General features: G+C 40.8%; 4 protein-coding genes. 2 read left to right on the top strand and 2 right to left on the bottom strand.

Annotated features, from left to right (window positions below):
- Positions 1–83: 83 nt before the first annotated feature.
- On the top strand, positions 84–821 hold the full coding sequence (locus ACRCJ0_RS10845; protein ID WP_431390446.1) for a glycerophosphodiester phosphodiesterase: 738 nt from the start codon (positions 84–86) through the stop codon (positions 819–821).
- Positions 822–890: 69 nt separating this feature from the next.
- On the opposite strand, the gene ACRCJ0_RS10840 is transcribed toward ACRCJ0_RS10845, so the two are convergent.
- Entirely contained in the window at positions 891–1,865 is a 975-nt protein-coding gene (locus ACRCJ0_RS10840; protein WP_431390445.1) for a Gfo/Idh/MocA family protein, read from the bottom strand.
- A 29-nt stretch (positions 1,866–1,894) separates the two neighbouring features.
- On the bottom strand, positions 1,895–2,908 hold the full coding sequence (locus tag ACRCJ0_RS10835; RefSeq protein ID WP_431390444.1) for a Gfo/Idh/MocA family oxidoreductase: 1,014 nt from the start codon (positions 2,906–2,908) through the stop codon (positions 1,895–1,897).
- 214 nt (positions 2,909–3,122) lie between these two features.
- Here ACRCJ0_RS10835 and ACRCJ0_RS10830 point away from each other — a divergent pair.
- On the top strand, positions 3,123–3,437 hold a 315-nt coding region (locus ACRCJ0_RS10830; protein WP_431390443.1), incomplete at its 3' end, for a MurR/RpiR family transcriptional regulator.

Raw genomic sequence — 3,437 nt, 5'->3', positions numbered from 1 at the left:
ATAAATAAAGCATACTTATTTGATAAAACAACAGGTAATTCAATCTTAAACCGTCGTCACCACGAAGAATAAGGAGTGAACCTATGACTGGCATTATTGCCCACCGAGGCTTTTCAAAGTTATTCCCTGAAAATACCATGCTGGGTTTTAAAGAAGCAGCTAAGTTTAATATTACGGGTATTGAGCTTGATGTACAATTAACGAGTGATGGTCAGGTCGTGATTTGTCACGATGAAACCATTGACCGGACGTCAAATGGCACGGGCTTTATCAAGGACATGACCTTAGCGGAATTAAAAACCTTCTACTTTTATGGCAAATTCCAAGGACAAGTTGAAGAAAATGAAGGCATTCAAATTTCAACACTCGAAGAATTTTTCAAGTGGTTCCAACCCTTGGACATCATGGTCAATATTGAATTAAAAACCAATATTTTCCGTTATGATGGTCTAGTTGAAAAGGTGAATGACCTGATCCAACAATATGACCTAATTGATCGAGTAGTCTTATCTTCCTTCCAACACCACACCATGAATGAGGCCAAAAAGGTAAATCCGGCCTTAAAAACGGGTCTTTTAACGATGAGTGGCATCTTGAACCCGGGTGATTATACGGCTAGTCACGGGCATGAATTTTACCATCCATTCTTCATGACTTTAGAGTCAGAAGATTTTGACAATCTTGTAGCCAACAATATTGGGATTAACACCTATACAGTAAACCGATCTGAAGATATGGAAAAACTAATTACTGCTAAAGTAACCAATATTATTACCGATGATGTGGTCTTAGGACTAGAAACTTTAAACGCATCAAAATAATTTACAAAGGAAAAGCCTATGGTCCCAATCGTGGATGCCATAGGCTTTTGTCGTATACTTTAGTGGTTATTATCCTAGTTGTAGATCTGCTGAAGCAAGTGCTTGGTCAATGACTGCCATAACCGCCTTAGAGTGGGCTAAGTTTGCTTTAACCCGGTCCATATCGTGAGTACGGATGATATCTTCAAATTCAACAAATTCTTCATACATGCGGTGGCTGTGAATTCGTTTGTCGGTTGTCTGTGAAGACTCTCCGCGCAAGGCCAAATCATAAGAAGCCAATGAATTGGTTGGGCCATCGATAATTAAGGCACCGTTTCGTCCTTGAATGGTTGATTTAATTGGGGCGTCGGTATCTTTTGACCCGATGCAGACCGCTTTAAAATCTTCAAAATCCATGATCAACATGCCAGATGTATCGATTCCCCGATCTACATTGGCATAATACGTTGCTGATTTTGGTGCGCCAAATAAGCCGACGAGTAAATGGACGTTATAAATATTGATGTCCATTAAGACACCACCAGCTTTTTTGGGATCAAAGGCTGGTAAAATTTCACCGTCCATAAAAGCATCATACCGGCTTGAGTATTGTGAGTAGTTGGCTTCAACAATTTTGACGGTCCCCAGTTTAGCCAAGTCTGCTTTCAGTGCTTTGAAGTTTTGGAAGTGTTGGTTGGTAATCGCTTCTACTAATACCAAATCTTTTTCCAAAGCGATGGTTTCCAATTCCTCAAGCTCCGCCAAGTTTAAGGTGAATGGCTTCTCACAAATCACGTTTTTATTGGCCAATAGTGCCTTTTTTGCAAATTCATAATGCAGATGGTTGGGCAAGGCCACGTAGATGGTATCGATATCGCTGGCTAGTATGTCTGCCACATCCGTAAACACCTGATTGATCCCGTGTTCGTCCGCTATTGCTTGGTTTTTAACCAATGATCTTTCAGATGACAAAAGGGCAACCAATTCTATAGCTGGGATATCGTGGACCATTGATAGGAAATCCACGACAATCTTACCAGCACCTAATATTCCTAATTTCATAATCATTTCCTTTCTTTAGTGGGTTAAAATTAATGTAAGTCGACTTGTCCGTCTTCTATAATTTGCATCACTAACAATGTTTCCTCGTCTTTAACGACTTTCTCTTTGCCGTTAACAATCGTTTCATAAATATCGCGGTAAACTTGACGATAGTCCCCAAGTTCAGAAACAACCGCTTCCTTGTGGTAGACACCATTGTCGTCAAGGTAGGTTAGAGTCCCGTAGTGTTCAGGCAAGTCTTGTCCAAAACCAGGTTGGTCAGGGGTATAGTTTAATTTTAAGTGGTCTTCTTGACGGTCTTTTGTTTGCTTGATGAAGACACCTCTTTTCCCGTAAATGGCAAAAGATGGTCTGGCTTCAAACCGCATTAATGATCCTGCAACAGCCACTTTTAAATTGCCGTAGTTTAAATCAAAGTCGAAGTAATCATTCAATTTACCGGCACCAAGAATTTGACGGGTGTCGAAGTGGACGTCGTCAGGCATACCAAAGTAAGAAATGGCTTGGTCAAGGGAATGAGAACCCAGGCCGTAAGTATAGGAATCGATTAAAGTGTAAGTTGAATTTTCTGAAAATTCAGGATTATAGCGGTCGTAGTGGATTTCTACATCGATCAAGTCGCCAAGAACACCTGATTCGATGACTTTTTGTGTTGTTAAGAAGTCAGAATCGTAGCGGCGGTTTTGGTAGCACTGGATGAAAAGTCCTTTTTCTTTGGCTAAGTCGAATAATTCTTGGGCTTGGTCGCGGGTTTCTGCAAATGGTTTTTCCACCAGAACATTCTTACCGGCTTCAAGGGTTTGTTTGGCTAAATCATAGTGGCTGGCGTTGGGTGTTGTAATAACAACCAGGTTGATAGCTTCATCTTTGTAGATATCATTTAGGTTACTCGTGTAATGGACGCCTTCAAGGGCCGGCCAAGCACTTTTCCCAGACCGTGAGTAAATCGTTCGAATGTTGGCAATTTCCGGTAGGCGGCTAGAAAAGGGTAGGTGGTAGCGGTTGGTGGATTTACCGTTTCCGATATAAGCAATATTTAACATGAACATAACCTCCATAAATGTATTTATCTTAAATATAGCGGTATTGATGGGAAAATGATAGCGATTTGGTTATTCTGGTAGTAACTGCCAAGAAGGGGTCAACTTAATGGGGTCTTTTGAACATTTTGACCAAAAAGACATCTTCCATACCAATTTTCAGGCAGATAGCGTACAATGCTAAGAGTAGGAAACCCTTTCAGGAAAAGGTGAGAAAATGAATTTAGTGCAAGCACTTAAAAATGATCAAGAATTTACCCCCAATGAAAAACGGATAGCGGCTTATATTTTGAGCAATCCTTTAGCGACCAGCCAGTTTAATTTAAGGGACTTGGCGACCAAAACTTATACCTCGCATTCAGCGATTGTCCGTTTCACCCAAAAGTTAGGTTTTGAAGGTTTCAGGGATTTTCGGGTGGCTTTAATTGCCTATGCCCAGCAGTATCGGTTCAAAGAAGGGGCAGTGGATGCCAATTTTCCCTTCGTACCGGAAGATTCGACTAGTGATATTGCCAACAAAATGGCTAGTTTG

Source organism: Aerococcus sp. L_32, from assembly GCF_050689315.1.
This window is presented reverse-complemented; position numbering and strand designations above follow the sequence as displayed.